This window comes from Novosphingobium sp. BL-A-28-Hi1-0D (assembly GCF_055521755.1).
The window spans coordinates 3,650,729-3,672,346 of record NZ_CM145502.1; the positions used below are offsets into that span (position 1 = coordinate 3,650,729).

Here is a 21,618-nt window from a genome sequence, read left to right on the forward strand (position 1 = left end):
TTGTTATGGTTACGGATTTACCTGACAGATCAAACCCAGTCTAGGTACTTCCCCTAGGGATGTTGCTCCAGTATTTCCGGTTCTGCAAGGGTTGCCGCGAGCCAATCGAACTGCGCCTTGCACCCATTGTCGAGCAGCATGGTACCCAGCGATGCGGCGTCCGCCGGAACGGCCTCCGGCTCGAGCATCACGATACGGAATTCCGCCGCCTTGTCGGGCGCGGTCTCGTCGTAAATGCGGTAAGTCCGGCCCTCTTGCGGCGCCAGCATGGTCTTCGGCCAGGCAATGCCGACAGTCCTCGGCGGCCACTGCATGCGAACCATCTCGCCACCGGCGCTCTCCGTCAGCCAGGTGAAGCTGCGCGCCTTGCCGTCTGCCCGCCACAAATAGAGATCGCTGCCACGCGGTACGCAGACATTTCCGCCTTCGGTCGTATCGGCAAGCCAGATGCTGACCGGCAGGACATGCTCGCCCGAGGTGTCGCCCGCACCGCGCACTGCCCCTGCCCGCACCGATGCCGGATTGCTGAGCGAACGGGCTAGCAACGCCGCCGCGCTGCGATCCCGGTTAACCGCGTTATCGAGCGTGAACGATCCCGCGCCTTTCAGCACTCGCGTCCCCGCCTTGTCGAGCACGGTCACAACGTCCCCGTCCTTGAGCACGACCGAGGCATTGGCGGGGAGTCGCTTGCCCTTCGGGTAGGCCACAGCCGAAGGCCCGGTCGATCGCACGACCACAGCCTGCGCGGCCGCTTCCACAGACATTCCGAGCGTGGCGACCGCACCCAGAATTCCGATGACACCCAATCCCTTGCGACGCATTGTTCAGCCTCCGGCTTGGGTTGTCTGAGCAAGGTTCGCGAGCATATCGAGTTGGGCCGTGCAGCCCTTGTCCGCCATCGCACCCGCCACTTCCAGTTCATCGGATGGCACGCTGGACATGACCATCGTGCGGATCTTGACGGGCATGGCGACAGCATTGCTGAAGGTGTAAGTCTGACCATCCACGACCGGAACGCTGGCTGCTGGCCACACCTTCAGCGCAGAACCGGCGCGCCAGGTCACCTCCGCCATGCTGCCATCCTGCGAAAGCAGTTTGCCGGTGCCCTCCTCGGTCTTTTCCGGCCGCCACAGTACCACCGTTGCGGGATCGGCAATGCAGTAGGTTCCGCCCTTGCTTACGTCGATGTACCAGACGTTTTCCGGCCCGCTCGGCGCTGCGGCGACTGGTCCTGCCGGAGCGCCGCGCACGGCCCCGGTGCGGGTTCGCGATGCACCTCCACGCGCCATCATCGCTGCCAGCGCCGTCCCGCCTGTGGGCGCATCGCGATTCACAGAACCGTTGAGCGCAAAAGTGCCCGGGCCATTCAGCACCCGCGTGCCCGCCTTGTCGAGCACGGTAACGTGATCGCCAGCCTTGAGCACCACCGACGCATCGGCCGGCAGCTTCTTGCCCTGCGGATAGGTTGCCGACGACGGCCCGGTCGACCGGACCACCACCGATTGCGCCATGGCTTCGCTCGCCAGCGCGAGCCCGGCAATGGCTGCCACGCCCGCCGCAAGAGCGCGCAATTGCTTGCCATCAACCAAGAACATAACTCTCTCCCTTGTGCGTCTGTCGCAATCTCTGGATCAGGTTGATCATCGCATCGTCGTCATGCGCCGATTCGAGGATTGTGTCTGTGAGAGCTTTCACACGATCCATGTCACCCAGCGCATGTGCCTTCACGGCCTCTACCGCAAGAGCCCGTTCAGCGATGCCAAGATCGGGGACTGGTTCGAACACCTCGACCGGCGTCTTGCGTCCCCGCAGGGTGACCGAGCCCATCGGCCGGAACCAGTCAAGCCCCGACCGCTCCGCGGCCTCGCGGCTCACCAGCACGCGCGTGTCGAGTGGCTTGTTTGCCCCTTCCAGCCGCGCTGCCGTGTTCATCGCATCGCCCAGCGCGGTATACTGGATCCGCCCCTCGCCACCGAAATTGCCGACCACAGCCTCACCATAGTGTACGCCGACGCGGGTCCGGCCGATTTTAGGCACGCCTGCGGGCACTGACTTGCGGAATTCCTCGCCCGCCAGATACATGGCCCATGCGGCCTTAACCGCGCGCTCACCGTCATCGGGGTAGGCAATTGGCGCGCCCCAGAAGGCCACCACGGCATCGCCAACGAACTTGTCGAGCGTGCCGCCATACTGAAGCACCACGGCGCTCAGCCGGTCGAGATAATCGTTGAGCAGCCGCGCGATTATTTCAGGCTCAACAGCGTGAGTGAGCTTGGTGAACCCTTCGAGATCGCTGAACAGGCAGAATATCTCGCGCTTCTCGCCATGCAGGGACAATCGCTCGGGGTTGCGCATGATCTCGGCCGCGACCGAACGCGGCAGATACTTGCCCAACGCTCCTTGCGCGAACTCGCGTTGCGCGGCGTTGATCGCTCGCAGCCCGGAACTGATGGCGGTGAAGGCGATGAGCCAGCCGATCAGCCAGCCCGTGGCAGGCATATCGAGCGTATCGTACCCCGCCCGCTCGACCACGAAAGGCACCGCCAGAAACAGCGCGAACTGCGCTACCACGCATAGAACCAGCACCCAGGTCCGCACTTGTGCGAGCGCCGTTGCCGCCCCAAGCCCCACGGCCAGCACTGCCGCGATTACCTTGAGCGAGACTGCAGGCCGTTCCTTCCAGGCCTTGTCGAGCAACTGCGCCAGCATCGAGGCGTGCACCTCGACACCGATCATCCGCGTTTCTCCGGTGACCGGATTACCGGTGCGGGTGAACGGCGTGTCGAACTGGTCAAAGTCCGAAAAGTCGCCACCGATCAGCACGTAACGCCCCTTGATCGCATCGGCGACCAGCGGCGCGGTTTCGGGATCGGCGACAAGGTCAATCGGTATCTTGTCGAACACCGGACGGTCGCTCGCGGACGGCACACGATAGCGGATCGGGCCGGTGTAGCTGGCAAACCGTGAATCGGCGTCACTGCTGCCGCTGGTCAGCGCGACCGAGAGCAGCGGTGGCAATCCCGCATATTGCCGCGGCCAGCGACGCGCCACGCCATCCGCATCAGTCTCGAGCAGGATCGAAGCAGGCTTGACCTTGTCGGTGCCCGCACTCTTCAGAAATGCTCTGAGGTCCTGCTCCTGTTCATATGTAATCGCTTCGGGATTCGTCCGATTGTCGGCAAAGGCGAGGAACACCGGCGTGCGCATGGCCTTGAGCGAGGCGCGCAGCAGATCGTCATCGTCCTGCGGGCTGTCGAACAGCACGTCGATGCCGATGCCCTTGGCGCCAAGCTGGTCGATCTGGGTCAGCGCCTTGGCCAGAATCGTTCGGTCGACCGGCGAAATCTGGCCGGTCGCACGGTTGGTATCGGCAGTATAGACCACCAGCGTCACGCGCTTGTCGGTATCGGTTGGCGGCGCGAAGTTGGCGGCGCGCAGGTCATAGAGCCCGGCTTCGGCATCGCGCAGAAGCGGCAAGTGCCAGCTGTTGAAGGCTATGAACAGTGCGAAAGCCAAAAGCGCCAGTGCTACGACCGACCGCTGCCAGCCCAGTTGCGAAAGACTGCGTCTTGCCGTGCGCCCGATATCGCGCGGCCCCTCTTCGCCTGCGCGGTCTTCACGTGCCATTCGTCAGTTTCCCCCCGGAACCATCTTCATGGCCGCCGGTGCTATCCCCTGCACCGCGGCCATGCGCGCACCTTGCGCAACAAGCGGCCGCGCAGCGTCACCGATAATTGCAAAGCCGGCCCAGTAATAGGGGTGAGACGTATCCACATCGGTCATAAGCGCATCCTGCGCCTTGAGCAGCGCTTCGCCTGTCGCCGTACCAGGTGCCGCCGCAAAGAGACCGTTGATCAGGCGCGCCGTCGCATCGAAATCATCGGGAGCGGGCCAATGGCTGGCGAGCACGGAACGGCTGCCCGCGCCGATGAACGCGCGAACAAGGCCCTCGAGCGCTGAGCCGCCCCCGGTCACGATACCTGCGTCGCGCGTTGCCGCCACGTCAGCCTGCCCAGCCGTATCGCAAGCAGAGAGGATGACCATATCCGCATCAAGCCGCAGGTCGAATATCTCGGAAAAGCTCAGCAACCCGTCCGACCCTTGCGGCCCGAACGAGGTAACCAGCGCAGGGCGCGCCGGGCACGATGGCTGGGGCGGCGTGACCAGACCATGCGTGGCGAAATGCAGGATCCGGAAATTGTTCAAATCCCCCCGTGATTTGATCGCGGTATCCGAGAAAGCAGGTCCGACCATGAGGTCTGTCCCCTGCCCGGACAGCAGCATGCGTGCCTTGAGCAACTCGGCTTCGGAAATGGGTCGGTTCCAGGTGGCTAGAGGCCAACTGCAATCCGCCATCACTTCGCCATCCGCACCGCGCACACGCGCGGCCGCCAGCGCCGACGTGGCCGAGACGGCAGCGTTTCGCCCCAATCCCAGATAGGCCTCATGCGCCTTTGAACCGGGTTGCTTGCGGGCGTCCATGAAGGAGCGCGCCGAAACGGCAGTCGAGACAATCTTGTCTTTCGCCAGCCACTTCACCCCGCGCAGATCGAACGGATCGCCGGCGGGACTTTCCGCCTGCGCGAGGTAGGCTTTGGCAGAAGCTTCGTCCGCGATCAGCACGTTGACCGGCAGCTTCAGCATCGCGCCGTCCGGCTCGAAAATCAGATGATGCGCTGCGCCAAGCTCCGCCGAAACCGGTCCGAACAGCGCCCTGTAGAGCCCCGCTGCCTCGTTCGCGGCAAATGTTCCCGTCACATACTGCTTGCCATCAAACCGAGAGATCGAATCCCGCACGGCCTGCACGGACTTTTCCAGTTCGCCCGAGGTGATCGGCGCGCGGTATCCAATCGCCTTGTCCTTGCTCGCGAAGAACACGAACACATCGGGACCGAGGACCGCCATCTTGGCATAGACCTCGTCTGCGCCGAGCCCCTGCTGAAGCTCCTTCTGGCCAATTACGCGCTGAGTGACAACGCGATAGCGGGCATAGTTGGCAAGGTCGATAACGGTCGCCTGCTCCTGCGCCTCCAGATCGGCAACGCGCTTTGCAGCTTCGGCTATCTCGTCCGTACGTGCGGCGGCATCGTCAAGCCTCTGCAGTGCCGCATACGTCATGCGCGCCCGCTCGACAGCACGCGTCAGGCTGTTCGACTGACGGAAAAGCCTTGCTGCCTCGTCACTTCCACCCGAAAGTTCGCGCGACAATACAGCCTGCGTTTCCGCCACGCCCGGCCTTACCAGAACTTGCGATGCCTGAAAGAAGGCATCGCTCGTCGCCGAATCAGCACCCATGCGCGAGGCGAGAAGGTCGAAGTAGGGCGCCATCTGACGGGACAGACCGGAAAGCCCGTTTTCCCGCTCGACCGAGCGCGAAACCACTTCGCGATAGAGCGGCTCGGCTTCGGCCGGTCGGCCACGACGGACGAGATAGGCGGCAAGACGCGCTTGCGCTGCCGCCATGCTTCGGGTTTCGGGATACTGAACGCCAACGATATCGACGGCAGAGCGCAACAATGCCTCCGCGTCGCTCAATCGACCCTCTTCCTCAGCCAGCGTCGCCAGTTCAGTTAGCAATTGCGCGCGCATCCGCACGATCGACACGACGCGACCGTTTCGGACGGCCAGCGCGCGGGCCTGTGCCTGCTCGAGCGCTGACCGGGCTTCCGCCCTCTGGCCGAGCAGACGCAACGCCGTCCCGCGCAATTGCAGGCTCTGGGCGTCGAGGATGGTGGCCCGCTCGTCGTCGGTCAGCCGTAGATCATCGACCAGCCCCATCGCATTGGCGGTAAGGTCAGATGCATTGATCCGGCGCGAGACAGACGGCGTAAGTTCCATCGTCGCGCGCAGACTGTCTGCGCCCATCGCACTGGTCTGGCGCAACGGCGTGCCCAGACGCTCAAGTGCATTGTCGTAGCGCTCCTGGTTCAGCAGGTGGATCGCCTCGTAGTTGCGCCGCAACCGCTCCACCACGCCGCTTCCTGCGGGCATGGCATCAGCCTCGGTAAACAGGCGGTCCGCTTCGGAAAACTGGCCGAGGTTGGACCGCTGAAGCCCCGCGTTGACGAGGAATTCAACGCGGTCGATCGGCACATCGCCCGTCGACGCCTGCCGCTGATCCAGCGTCTCGAAATAGGCGGCAGCTTCGGCATAGTCGCCCGAGTTGTTGCGCCGGTATCCCTCTGCGAGCGCGGTTGCCGGATCGAGCGTCAGCGCCTGGATGCGAGCATAGGCTTCGGTATCGTTCACCGATGTCGTCGCCACCTCGATCGGCTCATCGAGCAGGCGGTCGGCATAGATCGAGCGCAGCGCGAGATCGAGCGCACCATGGTAGGCGGAAAAGCCTTCGACCACAAAAGTCGTGCTGCCACGCGCTACGCTGACGACTTCATACGCAAGATCCGGGTCCTTCCAGCGACAGTCCTGCCGCATCCGCCCACCAACCGAAGCCGTGGTCTTTGCATTGCACGAAACCTTGTCGCGCCGCCGCTGCGCGAGCCGCGCCAGTTCATCGTCGAGCCCATGACGCAGCGCGAAAACATAGCCAACAGGCAGAGCCGAATCGCGGCAGACGATGGCCCAGGTACGATCCATCGGGCTGCGGTTGGCGGGATCGGTCGTGCGGGACTGGACCTGGCACAACGCCTTGCTTCCGCCCGAGCCCAGCGGAAAACTGTCGCGGAGCAGGAGCGATTCCTCGCGGGCCGAGACCGAGCCGCAACCAGTTCCCAGCATGACGGCCAATGCCGCAGCACCTGCTCCCAGCCTCGCCCAATGTCCTGCCCGACGGTCACGCATCACATGCTCTCCCGGCCTGACCCCGCCGGACGAAACGTCCGCTTCGGAGCCATGGCCAATTGCAGCCAATATCTTGCGTTACCCGAGGACTCTTGTGCCGTTTGGCACAGCATAGGCGCGTTGCTGCGCAGATGCCAAGCGATACACCCGTCGCTGCCAAGCGAATTGTATCAATCCGACGTCAGAAACCTTCGAAGGATACCACGTCCTCGAGCGATGCCCGTGGCACATCGAACTGATTCACAGGTGCTGCCGGATCGCGCCAGCCGATGGCGAGGCCGCAGAAAAACACGTGGTCTTCCGGCAGGCTGACACATTCACGGACCTGCTTCTGGTAGACCGCCCACGCCTCCTGCGCGCAGGAATCGAGACCTTCCTCACGCAGCAGCAACATCACGGTCTGCAGCCACATGCCGATGTCCGACCACTGCGGCGGCCCCATGTATCGGGGAGTATGCACCAGCATCAGGGCCGGGGCATCGAAGGCGCGGAAGTTGCTCATGAACTGCGCCAGTCGCCCGCGATTGTCCTCCCGCCCGATGCCGAGCGCCGCGTACATCGCCTCGCCCACACCAAAGCGCCGCGCTTCATAGGCGCCGTCAAGCTCAGGCGGATAGACCGCATACTCCGGTGAATGTGCGACCCGGCCTTGGGGGATGACCTCGGCAACGGCTGCGACCAGCCTCGCCAACGGTTTTCCCGCTAGCACCTTGGCGTTCCAGGGCTGCACATTGCCGCCCGATGGCGCACGCTGCGCCTTGTGCAACACGCGCTCCAGCACCTCGCGCGGGACTGGATCAGGCAGGAAACGGCGAACCGACCGCCGCGACAGAACCGCTTCGGTCACGTCCATTGCCAAGACTTTCAGAAACCGAGGAAACGGACGTTGCCGTCGATGTCCACCCGCTCGCGCGGGAACTGGTTCACCGCAGTGTCCTCAACGCGGTAGCCGATGGCGATGCCGCAGAAGAAGATGTGCGTTTCATCCGAAACGCCGATGAACTCCTTGATCAGCTTCGCATACATCGAGAGAAACTCCTGCGGGCAGGAATCGAGCCCCTCCTCACGCAGCAGCAGCATGATCGTTTGCAGCCACATGCCGACGTCCGACCACTGCGGCGGCCCCATGCGCCGGTCGAAATAGCACAGCAGCACGGCAGGTGCGCCAAACGAGGTCACGTTGTTGCGAACGAAGTCGGCCCTAGCATCGCCGTCGCTTCGGCCGACGCCCATCGCAGTGTACATCGCCGCGCCGACCTGCTGCAGCCGCGCCTTGCATTCGGGGATGACCTCGGGATCGGACCATGAATATTCCGCCGGATCCTGCATCGGCGAGGCCAGCATCTTGGCCTGCAATTCGGCCAGCGGTTCACCGGTCACGATGGTTGCTTCCCAAGGCTGGAAATTGCACCCCGAAGGCGCCCACCGCGCCTTGTCCATGACCCGCCGCAGAACCTCGAGCGGCACAGGATCGGGCTTGAACACCCGGATCGAACGGCGGGAAAGGACGGCTTCGCTGACAGTCATGGTGCTCATGCCGGATTAACTGCCCGGTTAAAGTTTGGCAGTCAACCCGGCATTACCGAACCGATCAGCTAGTTGGAGCCGAAGTCGCAGGCGCTGCTGTTGCTTCGGCAGGCGTAGCCGGCGCTGCAGGTGCTGCCGAAGCGGCAAGTGCAGCAGCAAGCTGGTCAGGCCGCAGTGCCCCTTCGCCCGGGCCCATGTCATCAGCATCGACAAGCTTCAACTTGTTGTTCTTGCGGAAGTCTCCCTCGGTCGAGGGTGCAAGGTCAGGACGGCCGACCATGATGCCCATCTTGATGCGGCAGGTCGCGTACTGCGTTTCGTCGGCTTCCACCTCGAGAGCCAGCACATCCTTTGCTTCGCTCTTTACCGTGAATTCATGGCGGCCCGGCTCGGTGACCATCACGAAGTAACGGCCTGCGCCCAACGAACTGACCTTCTGGCCCTTTTCATTCACCGAGCAACCGACCGCAAAGCCCATGCCGCCAGGGCGGAAAAACACGATCTGACCCTTGCCCGCCGGTGGAGCGGGAATGGCGATCGGCGCTGCCGGAGCATCGGCCTTGTCGGCTGCAAGAGCCGGAATCGCTACCATTGATGTGGCCAGAGCCAAGGAAACTGCAAACTTACGGAACATCAGGCACCCCTTCTTTCGTCGTGATCTTTTTTGCCTCAGCGGCACTTTCAGCACTGCTTGCAGGAGCAGTTGCGCTGTCAATCCAGAATGCCTCGGCAGTCTTGACGTCCGCGAAGGCACCAGCTGGGACGTCAATGTGCTTACCGCGTACGAAGAGTGCCGGAAAGCCGACTGCCACCCCTACCGCAAAGGCAAGACCTTGCTGATCGCGGCCTGTGCCGTTGAGATGCATGCTTCTCAAACGCAACCGCCGATCGCCAACCTGCAGATAGCGAGCCGCAAGGACCAGTTCACCGCCCACGCCGACGCCAGTCTTCTTGGCATGGACGACTTCTCCTTGCCCTTTCGTCCCGGCGGCGATCATTTCGACGCCACCGACGCTGATCGGCGCAACGAGTGAAAACGCGAACGCTTGTCCGGTGATGCTGGTTCGACTGCTGAGCGGTTCGGAAAGTTCGACCTGAACCGGTGTCAGCGCTGGAATGCAGTTTCCCTGGCGCTTTTCGGCCAGAGCGGATGCGCAAGCGTCCAGTGGAACTTGCTGGGCAGGCGGTGATGCGGCAGCTGGAGCGGATGGAGTTTGCGCTGATGAGGCCGCTGCAGCGTCCTGCGCATGTGATTCTTGCCAAGCCAAACTTGGCACAGCCGCAGCCAAAGCCGCCGCCAACGTCGATCCCTGCCCCCAATTCATCAGCCGACGTTAAACGTTGTCAGGAAGATGACAAGGCCAATTGCGCAAGGAAATAAAGCCTAAGCTTCATCCTCGAACAAATCCGCCAACTGTTCGATGATCGTGCCGCCCAGTTGCTCCGCATCCATGATCGTGACGGCCCGGCGATAGTATCGCGTGACGTCGTGCCCGATGCCGATCGCCACCAACTGCACCGGCGATTGCTTTTCGATCCAGTCGATCACCTTGCGCAGGTGCTGTTCGAGATAGCCTGCATTGTTGACGGACAAAGTCGAATCGTCGACCGGCGCGCCATCGGAAATGACCATAAGGATGCGGCGGTCTTCGGGGCGTGCCAACAGGCGGGTGTGGGCCCAGAGCAGTGCTTCGCCGTCGATGTTTTCCTTGAGCAGACCCTCGCGCATCATCAGGCCGAGGTTCTTGCGGGCGCGGCGCCAAGGCTCATCAGCCTTCTTGTAGACGATATGGCGCAAGTCATTGAGGCGGCCCGGCTGCGAAGGCTTGCCGCCCGCCAGCCACGCCTCGCGGCTCTGCCCGCCCTTCCATGCGCGCGTGGTAAAGCCGAGGATCTCGGTCTTGACCCCGCAGCGCTCCAGCGTACGCGCAAGGATATCGGCACTGATCGCCGCGATCGAGATCGGCCGTCCGCGCATCGAACCCGAATTGTCGATCAGCAGCGTGACGATCGTATCCTTGAACTCGACGTCGCGTTCGATCTTGTAGGACAGCGAATGGCCGGGCGAGATCACCACACGGGCAAGGCGCGCGGCATCGAGCAGGCCTTCCTCCTGATCGAAGTCCCACGAACGGTTCTGCTGGGCCATCAGGCGGCGCTGCAAGCGGTTGGCCAGACGCGTGACCACCCCCTGCAAGCCCTTGAGCTGCATGTCGAGATAGGCGCGCAGCCGCGTCAGCTCTTCCTCGTCGCACAGATCGCTGGCCGAGATGATCTCGTCGAACTGGGTGGTGAAGCTCTTATAGTCGAAGTTTTCCGGAAGGTCGGTCCAGGGCCGGTTCGGGCGCGTGGGCAGCATGCCCTCCTCGCCATCGTCGGCCATGTCGGAATCGGCGGCATCGTCGTCCTGTTCGACTTCCTGCTCGGACTCCGAATCCTCGTCGCCCTCGCTGGTGTCGCCCGCGACTTCGGAGGGCTGCTGCTCCTGATCGTCGGAGCTGCTGGGCTCTTCCTCGCCCTCGTCTTCCTGTTCCTCGCCCTCGTCGTCCTGCGTGTCCTCCTCCTGATCGGAAGCGGACTGCGTGAGGTCGAGATGCTGGAGCATGTCGAGCGCGATCTGCTGAAAAGCGCGCTGGTCATCAAGCGAGAGCGCAAGACCCTCGACATCGCCACCGACCTTGCTCTCGATCCAGCTGCGCACCATCGCCATGCCGGTGTCGGTCGAAGCGGGAGACGTCTCCCCGGTCAGCTTCTCACGCAAGAGGAGCGCCAGCGCCGTCGGCAGCGGCACGTCCTCGGGCTTTGCCGCGCGCGCAATCGGATCGGACGCCATGCGCATCGCCAGCGCCGCGCCAAGGTTTCCGCGCATGCCCGCATAGGCATTAGCGCCCAGCGCCTCATACCGAACCTGCTCGACGGCATCGTAGCAGGCCCGCGCCAGCGCTTCCGAAGGTGCGTTGCGGCCATGCAGCGCGGCGTTGTGGTGCCGCAGCCGCAGAGCCATCGAATCGGCATGGCCCCGCGCCTCTGCCACCTGCTCTGCGGGGAGCGAACGCCCCGGCATCGGCACGCGCATCGACTGGCCGGACTGGACCGGCGCATCGGCCGTCCACGCCACTTCGACCTCCGGATCGAGCGAGATCGCCCGCGCGGTGCCGGTCAGCACCGAACGGAAACGGTCGAGGGGAGTTTCGTCAGCCAATGCGCAAGTGCCTGTGATTCAGAAGGTTCAGACGATCTTCTGGCCGGTCTTCGCCCAGTCGGCAAGGAAGCCTTCGATACCCTTGTCCGTAAGGACATGTTTGAACAGGCCCTTGATCACGGCGGGTGGCGCGGTGATCACGTCGGCACCGATGCGCGCGCTTTCCAGCACGTGCACGCCGTGGCGGATCGAGGCGACGAGGATCTGGGTCTCGAACGCGTAGTTGTCATAGATCAGGCGGATGTCGCGGATCAGATCCATGCCATCGAAGCCGTTGTCGTCATGGCGGCCGACGAAGGGCGAGATGAAGGTCGCGCCAGCCTTGGCCGCGAGCAGCGCCTGGTTCGCCGAGAAGCACAGCGTGACGTTGACCTTGGTGCCGTCGCCGGTGAGCGCCTTGCAGGTCTTTAGGCCGTCGATGGTCAGTGGCACCTTGATGCAGACGTTGTCGGCGATCTTGCGCAGTACTTCAGCCTCACGCATCATCGTTTCGTGATCGAGAGCAACGACTTCGGCAGAGACCGGACCGTCGACCAGTCCGCAGATCTCACGGGTTACTTCGATGAAGTCCTTGCCCGCCTTCGCGATCAGCGTGGGATTGGTGGTCACGCCATCGAGCAGGCCAGTGGCAGCAAGGTCCGCAATCTCGGCGGTGTCGGCAGTGTCGACGAAGAACTTCATGGGGCAGCCTTCCAAGCGGGGAGCGATTGATTCCCCTCCGCCTATAGGCAAGCCGCGCGCCGATGTCAGTCCGTCACTTTATGCCAAACGCTGCCAACAGCAGCGGATCGTTGGTTGAGCGCGGATCAGCACGAATCGCTGCCTCCTCGCGCCCGATGGCGCGGAAAATGGCGTTGTCCGCCTCATAGGCCAGCGAGTTGGCAATGCCGCCCACGTCCACACCGGTCAGCGCCGCAAGCACCTGCCCAACCAAAGGCTCACGACTCACCCTGATTGCATCGCCGAATTCGGGCACCATGATCTCGACGAGACTCGTTCCCATTTCCTGATGCAGAAACGCCGTGGCCCCCATCGGATCGCTGCCGCGCAGAAGGGCCAACGCGTTACGGATGCCGATCGTGCGAACAGCATCGGTGACAGCAGGCGCGGCGCGCTCGGCCGCGTCATAGGCCATGTCGTTGAACGCCCGCTGCAGCCGGTCCTTGACGATAGGTCCGGTCAGTATCCGTGCCAGAACGCCACCGCGATTGCCGATCGCCTCGGGCAAGGCAAGGCGTGTCACCTGATCGTCCCAGAAACCGCCGGGAGCCAGCAATCGCGCAAAGGCCCGGTCCGTGGAAAGGAACAGCAGACGCCTGACGGCCTCTTCGAGCGAGAAGGCAGGATAGCTCGCACAACCCGCGACGGACAGAACTGCAAGTGACGTCATGCCGCCAAGCATGGTGCGGCGCGCGACAAGCATGGAACCTTGCGACATCTGTAGTTCTCCTCAATTCTGGCCCACGCGGGCTTTGCCCGCAGCGCTTCGCCCCCATATAGACCGGCGAACATGAACCGCGTCCGATGCCTTGTCTTCAATTCAGCGCTCGGTCCGCTCGATTACCGCGTGCCCGCCGAAATGACGGTGGAACCAGGCAGTGTCGTCCTTGCGCCACTGGGACCTCGGCAGATCATCGGCGTTGTCTGGGAAGCGGAACGGCTTCCGGGAACCGAAGTTCCGGACGCGAAGCTGCGCCCGCTGCTGCAGGTCCTGCCGGTCCCTCCGCTCCCTGCCCCCTTGCGCCGCCTGATCGAGTGGACGGCGGACTACTACGTCGCCCCCCTCGCCGCCGTGGCGCGCATGGCGCTGTCGAGCAATGCTGCGCTACAGGGCGGCAGCACGGTCACCGAATACCGGCTGACCGGCAAGGAAACCGCCCGCCTCACCCCGCAGCGGCTGATCGCGCTCGATCTGCTGCACGACCAGCAAGCCACCATCCGCGAACTCTCAGAGATTGCGGGGGTATCCGATGCGGTCCTGCGTGGCATGGTCAATGCCGGGCTCCTCGAACCGGTGATTGTCGATTCAGACCACCCCTATCCCCCCGCAGACCCCGCCTTTGCGGCACCCGATCTTTCGGACCAGCAGGCGGATGTCGCGGCAAAGTTCGTTTCGGCGGTAAGGGCGCACGCCTTTCGGCCCTTCCTGCTCGATGGCGTGACCGGATCGGGCAAGACTGAAACCTATTTCGAGGCCATCGCCGCCGCGCTGGAAATGGGAGGGCAAGTGCTCGTCCTGCTCCCTGAAATCGCGCTCACTGAAACCTTTCTGAAGCGCTTCGAAGCGCGGTTCGGCGTCAGTCCGGTCACCTGGCATTCCTCGCTCAAATCCTCCGAACGCCGCCGCGCCTGGCGGGCCGTCGCTGCAGGAACCGCGCAAGTCGTCGTCGGCGCACGCAGCGCCCTGTTCCTGCCCTTCGCCAAGCTCGGGTTGATCGTCGTCGACGAAGCCCACGAGATCTCGTTCAAGCAGGACGACGGCGTGCGCTACAACGCCCGCGACGTTGCCGTGATGCGCGCGCATTTCGAGAAAGTGCCGGTGATCCTCGCCAGCGCCACCCCCGCGCTCGAAAGCCTGCAGATGGCCGAGGCCGGTCGCTATGAACGGGTCATCCTCCCCGCCCGCTTCGGTGGCGCGACCATGCCTGACATCCAGATCGTCGACCTCCGTACCGAGCAGCCCGAACGCAACCACTGGATTGCCCCGCCGCTGGTCAAGGCTCTGAAGGACCGGCTTGAGAAGGGCGAACAGTCGCTGCTGTTCCTCAACCGGCGCGGCTACGCACCGCTGACCCTGTGTCGCACCTGCGGCTACCGCTTCCAGTGCCCCAACTGCTCAGCCTGGCTGGTCGAGCACCGCCTCTCGCGCCGCCTTGCCTGCCATCACTGCGGCCATGAGGTGCCAACGCCCGATGCCTGCCCCGAATGCAGCGAGCCCGATTGCCTCGTCGCCTGCGGCCCCGGCGTGGAGCGTATCGCCGATGAAGTCGCCGCAATCCTGCCCGAGGCCCGCGTCGCACTCGTCACCTCCGACACGCTGACAAGTCCCGCCAAGGCCGCAGAATTCGTCGAGATGGCCAGCAACAAGGCCATCGACGTGATTGTCGGCACCCAGCTTGTCACCAAGGGCTACCACTTCCCCGAACTGACCCTCGTTGGCGTGATCGATGCCGACATGGGCCTTGAAGGCGGAGACTTGCGCGCGGCCGAACGGACCTATCAGCAAGTCGCACAGGTCGCAGGCCGTGCCGGACGTGGCGAGAAGCCCGGCGAAGTCCTGATCCAGACCCGCCATCCCGAAGCCCCGGTGATCGAAGCCCTCGCCAGCGGCGACCGTGACGCCTTCTACGCTGCCGAAGCCGAAGCCCGCCGCGATGCCGGTGCACCGCCCTTCGGTCGGTGGGCCGCAATCATCGTATCGAGCGAGGACGAGGCCGAAGCCCGCGATGCGGCACGCGGCATCGGCGGCTCGGCTCCGCGCCTCGATGACGTGCTGATCCTCGGCCCCGCGCCTGCCCCGCTCTCTCTCCTGCGCGGGCGCTATCGCTACCGCCTGCTGATCAACGCCCGCCGCTCCACCGAACTGCAACGCGTGATCCGCGAGTGGCTTGATCCACTGCGCTTCCCGCCGGGCGTGCGCGTGGCTGTGGACATAGACCCCTACAGCTTCGTCTGACCCTAACGGGCAGGTTGAACCAATCCGCCGCTCGGCCATTCCCACCGGATGAACGGCCCAGTCCTTGTCCCCATTCTCGGCGATCAGCTTTCGCCCCAGATCTCCAGCCTTGCCGACCGCAAGCCCGAAGACACCATCGTCCTGATGATGGAAGTGGCCGACGAGACGACTTACGTCCGCCACCACAAGGCCAAGATCGCCCTGATCCTCTCGGCCATGCGCCACGTCGCCGAAGAACTGCGCGAAGCCGGGTGGACGGTCGACTACATCCGCCTCGACGATCCAAAAAACACTGGTAGCTTTACCGGCGAAGTCCTGCGCGCCATCGAGCGACATGCCCCGCGCGGCGTGCAGGTGACCGAACCCGGCGAATGGCGCGTGCGCCAAGCGATGGAGCAATGGCGCACCGATCTCCCCGTTCGCCTGCGCATCCTGCCCGACACGCGCTTCGTCTGCCCCCTGCCCGATTTCTACGAGTGGGCCGCAGGCCGCAAGGAATTGCGCATGGAGTGGTTCTACCGCGAGATGCGCCGCAAGACCGGGCTGCTGATGGACGGCGACAAGCCCGTCGGCGGCCGCTGGAACTTCGATGCCGAAAACCGCGGCGGCCCCGAAGCCGGGCTCAAACCGCCCGCGCTGCCACCCTTCTCGCACGATAAGACGACCCGCGAAGTCCTCGACCTCGTCTCAAACCGGTTTGGCAACCATTTCGGATCGCTGAAGAACTTCAACTGGCCCGTCACCCGCGCCGATGCCGAAGTGGCCCGCGACGCCTTCCTGCGCGACCGTCTGCCCCTCTTCGGCAAATATCAGGACGCAATGGTTGCAGGCGAGGACTTCCTGTTCCACGCCGCCGTCTCGCCCGCGCTCAACATCGGCCTGCTCGATCCGCTCGACCTGTGCCGCTGCGCCGAAGCCGAATGGCGGGAAGGCCGTGCGCCGATCGAGGCGGTCGAAGGCTTCATCCGCCAGATCATCGGTTGGCGCGAGTATATCCGCGGCATGTACTGGCTCGAAATGCCCGGCTTGGCCGAGGCAAACGGTCTTGATGCACACCGCCCGCTGCCAGACTTCTACTGGACCGGCGAAACGAAGATGCGCTGCCTCGCCGATTGCGTCCGCACCACCCGCGACAACGCCTACGCCCACCACATCCAGCGCCTGATGGTACTCGGCAACTTCGCGCTGCTCGCCGGGATCAGGCCGCAGGACGTCGCTGACTGGTACCTCGCAGTCTATGCCGACGCCTTCGAATGGGTCGAACTGCCCAACGTCGCCGGTATGGTCCTCCACGCCGACAAGGGCCGCCTCGCCTCGAAGCCCTACGCCGCCAGCGGTGCCTACATCGACCGCATGAGCGACTACTGCGGCTCATGCACTTACAAGGTGAAGCAGAAGACCGGCCCCGACGCCTGCCCCTTCAACGCGCTCTACTGGCACTTCCTCGCCCGCAACGAAAAGAAGCTGTCAGGCTACCACCGCCTCGCCCAGCCTTACGCCACATGGCGGCGGATGAGCGACGACAAGCGCGCCGAATACATCGACAGCGCAGACGCGTTCCTGAAGACCCTCGAACCGGCCAAGCCAGGCTGGGCGCGTTAGCGCTTCACCCACATCGGCGGCCTGATCCCGCCCTGCCGCACCACGCGCACCAGCAGGACCAGCCCTGCCCCGGTCGCCACCAGCATCGCGATCACGCTGGCTTCAAGCCCGAACGCGCCGCCAGTCAGCCAATCCGGTCCGTTGCGCGTGGTCACCAGCAGCCCCTCAGGCACCTTGCCGCCCGAAACCGGAACGCCGAACACCCACCCTTGCGTGAAGTTCCAAGCCGCATGGATGCCGATCGGTATCCACAACCGGCGTTTCCAAAGGTACGCCGCACCCAGCAGGATGCCCGCCTCCATCGCAATGGCAAAGGCAGCGAACAGGCTTGCCCCTGGGTTGGCAAGATGTGCCGCGCCAAACAGCGCCGAGGTGATCGCCAGCGCAGCCCACGTCCCCAGCATCGCTTCGATATGGCGCAGCAAGATGCCCCGGAACAGGATCTCCTCGATCGTCCCCGAAGTCACCGCCATCGCCAGCATCGCCCAGAGCGCCCCCATGCCATTCACTCGCTCGACCGCAAGCCCGCCCATCAACGCGACGATCCCGGTCATGAGCGTGAAAAGCCCTGCACCGATCAGCAATCCCTGCGGAATCTCGCGCCCGAGCAGCGCCAGCGGCAGCTCGTCGTTGGCCCGCCGCTCGATCCAGCGCCGCGCGCCGAGATAGATAAGGATGGCGAGCACAGCCACGGTCAACCCGCCGAGAAAATAACCCGGCGTCCCCTGCGTCACGACTTTGTGCAGGGCGAACGATGCCGCCGAGGCCGCAATGCCGACCCCGAAGAACTCGACGATCATCAGCGTCAGCGGAAAGGCAATGATCCGCCGCAATAGCCCCGGCCTTCGCGCCTGATCGGCCGTCTGAAGATCGTCCATGCCTCACCCCCGGTTGGTCTGGCGCTCCTTGTCCAGCAATCGCTGCTTGATCTCAAGCCCATAGGCATAGCCTCCGAGCGATCCGTCAGTGCGGATCACGCGATGGCAGGGGATAAGTACCGCCACGTTGTTCGCGCCATTGGCCGAACCTGCCGCCCGCACCGCGCCGGGCTTGCCCACGTCCGCGGCAATCTGCGCGTACGTGCGCGTCTCGCCCGACGGAATGCGCCGCAGCGCCTGCCACACCGCCTCCTGGAAAGCCGTCCCCTTCACGTCGAGCGGAATGTGCGAATGGTCCCCCGGCGCTTCCACTACGGCCACGACCTCGGCCAGCAGCGCTGCAAAGCTCTCGCCGCCCTCCTCGAGCACAGCTTGGGGAAAGCGCGCGCGCAAGGCGCTCTCGTCCTCGTTGAACGACAGCCGGCAGACCCCTTTATCCGTCGCCGCGACCAGCATCGCCCCCATCGAAGTATCGACCACGGCCCAGCGGATCGTAACGCCGCGCCCTCCGTTCACCCATGCCGACGGTGTCATGCCAAGACGTTCCTCTGCTGCCGAATAGAACCGCGACGGTCCTGAAAAGCCTGCATCATAGATCGCATCCGTAACCCGCTCCGCAGCTGACAGCGCTTGCGTCATGCGCTCCTTCTGCAAAGCGCGCGCATAGGCGGCGGGCGAAAGTCCGGTTGCGCGCGCAAAGACCCGCTGGAAATGCGTCGGGGAATAGCCGCACCGCGCCGCAAGATCGGCCAGCCCCAGCGTCTGCCCCCCCGCCTTGATCGCCTCGATCGCCATGAGCACCGCCCGCTCGTCACGCGACACTTCATCGGGCGAGCAGCGCAGGCACGGCCGCAACCCCGCCGCCCGCGCTGCGACGCCATCGTCAAAGAAGCGCACGTTCTCGCGCCGTGGATGGCGCGCAGAGCACGATGGCCGGCAGTAGATGCCCGTGCTCAGCACGCCAGTGACGAAGCGCCCGTCGAACGCCCGGTCGCGGGCAAGCACGGCCGTCCATGCCTCGTCCTCGCCGATCCCTTCGCCCGTTGTCACCCTGCATCTCCGCTGTCGTGCCGTTCGATCCGCGCCACGAAACAGCCATGCGCGGCATTGTGGGCATGGATAGTGGCAATGCGCGGATCGGCAAGCAGGTCACGAATGCGCGCGTCCGCCTCCCCCGGCATTGCGAGCCTTGCGTCCTTCAACATCCCGTCAGCACCGAAGCCGCGCAGTCCCAGCGGCCGTCCGGCAAAGACAGGCGGTTCCTCGTCAACGTAAGCTGCCGGAACCTGTGCATCGCGCTTCACATAGATCGCATAAGCGCTGCGATAGGGCGTGGCGACATCGTGACTGACATGGTTGAGCAGCAGCAGTTCGTCACCGGCGCGCGCATCACCGAGCGAAACGCGGCAGGGATATCCCCGATCGCTTGTCGCAAACACGCGGCGAATCTTTCGGCTCTCCAACTCGGCATCGCTCAGGTCGAACAGGTCCGCGAAAGGTTCGTAAGCCAATCCTGTGATTCGATATGTCATCAAGTCATCTCCTTGCTGTGGAGACCTGATGCCCAAGCAGGTGCGACAGCGCGTCCCGCACCTTGCGGTCAAAGCAAAAGGGCGCAAGAAGCGCAGGCATGCGTGTCGCCAAACAGATAACTGCCTTCCTCGCCCTGCTGCTTGCCGCCTTTCTGGCTCCGGCAACGCTGGCGGACCCGGCGGACATCTCCGCCGCCAGCCGCTCGGTCGTCCGCGTCGTCATCATCGAGAGCGACGGTGATCGCGCCAACCTGATCACCCACGGCACCGGCTTTGCTGTCACTCCCAACCTGATCGTGACGAACGCTCACGTTGTCGAGGAACTGCGCCGCGACGACAGCCTGATCGCGGGCGTCGTCCCGGCAGAGGGCCGCAACGGCTACCCGGCCAAGCTCGTCGCCTATTCGCCGGGCAACGATCTTGCCCTGCTGCGCATCGAAGGCGGCGGCACCCTCACCCCGATCACCCTGTTTCCCGGCGTCCCCGGCGATGGCTCGGAAGTCTATGCCGTCGGCTACCCCGGCAACGTCGATCTGGCGCAGGGCCTGTCGATGGCCGATCTGGTCACGCCGCAGGAGGCCGTCAAGACGCGTGGCTACCTCTCTGGCGGCCGCTCCTCGCGCTCGTTCGACACCTTGCTCCACACCGCACCGCTCGGCTCAGGCAACTCGGGCGGACCACTGCTCGATTCCTGCGGCCGGGTAATCGGCGTCAACTCGTTCGGCACGGTCAGCGACAACAGCACCGATTCGTCCTTCTATTTCGCCATCTCGATGCGCGAGCTGTCCGCCTTCCTGCTGCGCGCCAAGGTCGACGTGCATACCAGCGGACTGCCCTGCCGCTCCATCGCCGACCTTGACCGCGCCGAGGCCGAGCGGGCTGCGGGCGAGAAGGCCCGCCTCTCTGCGGAAAACGAAGCCCGGACCCAGCAGCAGCAGCGGGCCATGGACAAGGCGCGCCGCGATGCCGAGATCGCCGTCCTCTCAGCGCGCGACAATGGCATGGCCTTGGCCGCGCTGCTCCTTGTCGGTGCCCTTGGCGTTGGTGGCTGGGGCATGGTCAAGGCCTCCAGACGTCGCGGCAAGTTTGAGCGCAAGTACATCTTCGGAGCCAGCGCTCTGCTCGTATCGGCCGTGGCAGTGTGGTTCCTGCGTCCCTCGCTCGCCTCGATCGACAACCGCGCCCGCGAATTGCTCGAAGAGCCGCAACCATCCGCGAGCGGATCGGCAATTGCTCTCGATTCTCCCGGCTCAGGCCGCATGATCTGCGTGCTCGATCCCGAACGCAGCCGCGTAACCGTCTCGGATATCACTGACGTACCGGTCGACTGGCGGGACGATGGCTGCATGAACGGCAAGAGCCAATACGGCCTGGCGCAGGACGGATGGTCGCGAATTCTCGTCCCCAACGGCGAGGAGACAATCTCGGTAAATTCGTATGACCCGGATTCGAAGACCTACACGGTCGAGCGCTTCCTCGTCGGTCTCGATGCGATGACGAGGGCGCGAGCTGAGCGCGCCAAGCTCAATGCACCGGCCTGTGGCGCAGGCGAGGATGCCGCGCGGCAATTCGGCCAGAACCAGCAGGCGATCAAGGCACTGCTGCCGCCAGAGCCCAACGAACGCATGCGTTACAACTGCCAGCCTGCGCCCTGATCGCCCCGGATAAACGACGCATCCGCGCAATCACCTTCATACCTATGCACAAGAAGCCAAGACGCATCTTGTCATATGGGCCTGACGTTGCTAGGCGCGCCCCGTCTGCAGGCCACCCGGTGTTCATCTCCGGGCAATGGTCTGCCTCGGCTTATCCTTGGATGAAGGAACCTCGGCGCGTGGAGATTTCCGGCGGCATTACGGCCAGCTTGTCAGGGCGTTACGCTTCGGCGTTGTTCGATCTGGCCAATGAACAGGGCTTTGTTGCCGCTGTGGAAGGCGATCTCGAGAAGCTCGATGCTGCACTGCGCGAATCGGCTGATCTGACAAGCCTCATTCACAACCCCAAGCTCGGCCGTGATGAAGCTGGCCGCGCCATCGATGCCGTCGCATCGCTGCTGGGCCTGAGCAACCTTACGAAGAATTTCATCGGCGTTCTCGCCGCCAACCGCCGTCTCTCGGCCCTGCCTGACGTGATCCGCGCCTTCGCGCAGATCGCCGCCGCCCATCGCGGCGAAGTCAGCGCCGAAGTGACCAGCGCCCATCCGCTCGACGATGCCCAGATCGCTGCCCTCACTGAAAAGCTGCAGGGCCGCACCGGCAAGTCGATCAAGCTCAAGACCAACGTGGATGCTGACATCCTCGGCGGTCTTGTCGTGAAGATCGGCAGCCAGATGATCGACAGCTCGATCCGTACCCGTCTCAATTCCCTCGCCCAGGCGATGAAGGCTTGAAGCCTCAAGGCTCT

The 21,618-nt window shown here is 64.2% G+C and carries 18 protein-coding genes; 4 read left to right on the top strand and 14 right to left on the bottom strand.

The genetic code is table 11. From position 1 onward, the window contains the following. Positions 1-53: 53 nt before the first annotated feature. The 11 genes from ACZ1JW_RS17520 to ACZ1JW_RS17570 all read right to left on the bottom strand — a co-directional run bounded on the left by ACZ1JW_RS17520 (position 54) and on the right by ACZ1JW_RS17570 (position 12,965). Entirely contained in the window at positions 54-821 is a 768-nt protein-coding gene (locus ACZ1JW_RS17520) for a hypothetical protein (protein WP_465125477.1), read from the bottom strand. A 3-nt stretch (positions 822-824) separates the two neighbouring features. Beyond that, on the bottom strand, positions 825-1,595 hold the full coding sequence (locus ACZ1JW_RS17525) for a hypothetical protein (protein ID WP_465125476.1): 771 nt from the start codon (positions 1,593-1,595) through the stop codon (positions 825-827). Beyond that, complete coding sequence (locus tag ACZ1JW_RS17530; RefSeq protein WP_465141502.1) at positions 1,582-3,627, bottom strand: CHASE2 domain-containing protein; 2,046 nt, start codon at positions 3,625-3,627, stop codon at positions 1,582-1,584. The genes ACZ1JW_RS17525 and ACZ1JW_RS17530 overlap by 14 nt, the downstream gene beginning before the upstream one ends. A gap of 3 nt (positions 3,628-3,630) precedes the next feature. Then, on the bottom strand, positions 3,631-6,798 hold the full coding sequence (locus ACZ1JW_RS17535) for a CHAT domain-containing protein (protein ID WP_465141503.1): 3,168 nt from the start codon (positions 6,796-6,798) through the stop codon (positions 3,631-3,633). A 181-nt stretch (positions 6,799-6,979) separates the two neighbouring features. Further along, positions 6,980-7,651, bottom strand: a complete 672-nt coding sequence (locus ACZ1JW_RS17540) for a nitroreductase (RefSeq protein WP_465141504.1) — start codon at positions 7,649-7,651, stop codon at positions 6,980-6,982. Between the two features lie 11 nt (positions 7,652-7,662). After that, complete coding sequence (locus tag ACZ1JW_RS17545) at positions 7,663-8,334, bottom strand: nitroreductase (protein ID WP_465141505.1); 672 nt, start codon at positions 8,332-8,334, stop codon at positions 7,663-7,665. Between the two features lie 55 nt (positions 8,335-8,389). Further along, positions 8,390-8,959 (bottom strand): hypothetical protein, encoded by a 570-nt coding sequence (locus ACZ1JW_RS17550; protein ID WP_465141506.1) that lies wholly within the window; start codon positions 8,957-8,959, stop codon positions 8,390-8,392. Next, complete coding sequence (locus tag ACZ1JW_RS17555) at positions 8,949-9,650, bottom strand: hypothetical protein (protein WP_465141507.1); 702 nt, start codon at positions 9,648-9,650, stop codon at positions 8,949-8,951. The genes ACZ1JW_RS17550 and ACZ1JW_RS17555 overlap by 11 nt, the downstream gene beginning before the upstream one ends. Positions 9,651-9,709: 59 nt before the next feature. After that, the gene (gene cobT, locus ACZ1JW_RS17560; protein WP_465141508.1) at positions 9,710-11,527 is read right to left on the bottom strand and encodes a cobaltochelatase subunit CobT; all 1,818 of its coding nucleotides are present in this window, start codon (positions 11,525-11,527) and stop codon (positions 9,710-9,712) included. Positions 11,528-11,554: 27 nt separating this feature from the next. Further along, on the bottom strand, positions 11,555-12,208 hold the full coding sequence (fsa, locus tag ACZ1JW_RS17565; RefSeq protein WP_465125468.1) for a fructose-6-phosphate aldolase: 654 nt from the start codon (positions 12,206-12,208) through the stop codon (positions 11,555-11,557). Positions 12,209-12,281: 73 nt separating this feature from the next. Then, the gene (locus tag ACZ1JW_RS17570; protein WP_465141509.1) at positions 12,282-12,965 is read right to left on the bottom strand and encodes a DUF4197 domain-containing protein; all 684 of its coding nucleotides are present in this window, start codon (positions 12,963-12,965) and stop codon (positions 12,282-12,284) included. Positions 12,966-13,037: 72 nt separating this feature from the next. Here ACZ1JW_RS17570 and ACZ1JW_RS17575 point away from each other — a divergent pair, with 72 nt between their 5' ends. Together ACZ1JW_RS17575 and ACZ1JW_RS17580 are read left to right on the top strand one after the other, a co-directional pair. Next, the gene (locus ACZ1JW_RS17575) at positions 13,038-15,203 is read left to right on the top strand and encodes a primosomal protein N' (RefSeq protein WP_465141510.1); all 2,166 of its coding nucleotides are present in this window, start codon (positions 13,038-13,040) and stop codon (positions 15,201-15,203) included. A 48-nt stretch (positions 15,204-15,251) separates the two neighbouring features. After that, on the top strand, positions 15,252-16,805 hold the full coding sequence (locus ACZ1JW_RS17580) for a cryptochrome/photolyase family protein (protein ID WP_465141511.1): 1,554 nt from the start codon (positions 15,252-15,254) through the stop codon (positions 16,803-16,805). Here the strand turns inward: ACZ1JW_RS17580 and ACZ1JW_RS17585 are convergent. Genes ACZ1JW_RS17585 through ACZ1JW_RS17595 form a run of 3 tightly spaced genes read right to left on the bottom strand, consistent with a single transcriptional unit; the run spans position 16,802 to position 19,215 of the window. After that, complete coding sequence (locus ACZ1JW_RS17585) at positions 16,802-17,683, bottom strand: lysostaphin resistance A-like protein (protein WP_465141512.1); 882 nt, start codon at positions 17,681-17,683, stop codon at positions 16,802-16,804. The two genes, ACZ1JW_RS17580 and ACZ1JW_RS17585, sit on opposite strands and share 4 nt — an antisense overlap. A 3-nt stretch (positions 17,684-17,686) precedes the next feature. Next, complete coding sequence (ada, locus tag ACZ1JW_RS17590) at positions 17,687-18,733, bottom strand: bifunctional DNA-binding transcriptional regulator/O6-methylguanine-DNA methyltransferase Ada (RefSeq protein WP_465141513.1); 1,047 nt, start codon at positions 18,731-18,733, stop codon at positions 17,687-17,689. Then, positions 18,730-19,215 carry a DUF1203 domain-containing protein gene (locus tag ACZ1JW_RS17595; protein WP_465125462.1) on the bottom strand — a complete coding sequence of 162 codons (486 nt, stop codon included), beginning with the start codon at positions 19,213-19,215 and terminating at the stop codon, positions 18,730-18,732. Before ACZ1JW_RS17595 ends, ada begins: the two co-directional genes overlap by 4 nt. A gap of 98 nt (positions 19,216-19,313) precedes the next feature. Here ACZ1JW_RS17595 and ACZ1JW_RS17600 point away from each other — a divergent pair, with 98 nt between their 5' ends. Both ACZ1JW_RS17600 and ACZ1JW_RS17605 read left to right on the top strand, forming a co-directional pair. After that, positions 19,314-20,870: a S1C family serine protease gene (locus tag ACZ1JW_RS17600; RefSeq protein WP_465141514.1), complete on the top strand. Its 1,557-nt coding sequence runs from the start codon at positions 19,314-19,316 to the stop codon at positions 20,868-20,870. A gap of 179 nt (positions 20,871-21,049) precedes the next feature. Further along, on the top strand, positions 21,050-21,604 hold the full coding sequence (locus ACZ1JW_RS17605) for a F0F1 ATP synthase subunit delta (protein ID WP_465125460.1): 555 nt from the start codon (positions 21,050-21,052) through the stop codon (positions 21,602-21,604). The last annotated feature ends 14 nt before the right edge of the window (positions 21,605-21,618 follow it).